The 619-nt window shown below is 34.4% G+C and carries 1 protein-coding gene; it reads left to right on the top strand.

What is annotated here, in order from left to right; all coding sequences use genetic code 11:
• Window positions 1–89 precede the first annotated feature (89 nt).
• Window positions 90–619 (top strand): Uma2 family endonuclease (locus F6K23_RS09975; protein WP_293154158.1); only part of this gene is annotated, 530 nt, incomplete at its 3' end.

Genomic DNA, 619 nt, shown 5'->3' with positions numbered 1-619 from the left:
ATTGTGTTCTGAGTATTAGTAAAAAAAGCTTTGAGCTATAACTAAAAAATAGCTGAATGCTGAATACAATTATTCTCAAGGAGTTGAAAATGTCTGTACAATTATTGCGACGACTATTTACTGTAGATGAGTATTATAAGCTGCTAGAAGCAGGAATATTAACTGAAAATGAACGAGTAGAACTAATCCGAGGAGAAATTGTCAAAATTTCCCCTATTGGTATTCATCACTCAGCTTGTGTGAAACGTCTGAACGAACTGTTCTTTTTACGTTTAGCAAAGACTGTTACTCTAGGAATTCAAGATCCTGTGAGATTGAATAATAATTCTGAACCAGAACCAGATATAAGTTTGCTGCAACGACGACCAGATTTTTATCAGACTCAACATCCTCAACCAGAAGATGTATTTCTCCTTATAGAAGTGTCAGATACAACAGTTAAATATGACCAAGAAGTAAAAATTCCTTTATATGCTGAGAATAATATTGTTGAAGTTTGGTTGGTGAATCTGACTGAAAAATGTCTGGAAGTTTATCGACAACCTACTGCGAATGGTTATGAAATTGTGCAGACTTTTAAGAGCGGTGAAACTGTAACAATTCAAGCTTTGCCTAATGT

This window comes from Okeania sp. SIO2C9 (genome assembly GCF_010672455.1).
Lineage (GTDB): Bacteria > Cyanobacteriota > Cyanobacteriia > Cyanobacteriales > Microcoleaceae > Okeania.
The sequence above is the reverse complement of the archived record's forward strand: the minus strand, read 5'-3'. Positions and strand labels throughout refer to the sequence as shown.